This window comes from Psychrobacter sp. TB55-MNA-CIBAN-0194 (assembly GCF_040309505.1).
GTDB classification, from domain to species: domain Bacteria; phylum Pseudomonadota; class Gammaproteobacteria; order Pseudomonadales; family Moraxellaceae; genus Psychrobacter; species Psychrobacter fozii.
The window spans coordinates 1-250 of the sequence record NZ_JBEOOW010000595.1 but is presented as its reverse complement, the minus strand read 5'-3'; the positions used below and the strand labels follow the sequence as shown (position 1 = coordinate 250).

Annotated in this window: 1 protein-coding gene; it reads right to left on the bottom strand. The window is 46.4% G+C overall.

Going from position 1 to position 250, the window contains the following annotated elements:
• On the bottom strand, positions 1-250 hold a 250-nt coding region (locus tag AAEY75_RS16405; RefSeq protein ID WP_352260223.1), incomplete at both ends, for a response regulator transcription factor.

The following is a 250-nucleotide window of genomic DNA, read 5'->3' as shown; positions in this document are numbered from 1 at the left end:
CTCGTAATGCTACGCCTGCCGCTGACGTACGATTTTCTACACCAAGTTTAGGAAAGATTTGTTCAAGGTGTTTATTCACCGTACGCGGGCTCATCTCTAAGATTTCCGCAATGTCTCGATTGGATTTGCCATTGGCAATCCAATGCAGCACTTCTGATTCACGATCCGTTAACCCCAGTTCCTGTTTAAGTAATGCTGGACCAGCAGGCTTGTCACCGTCTTCGAGCTTCAATAGCACTTCTTTTTGCTC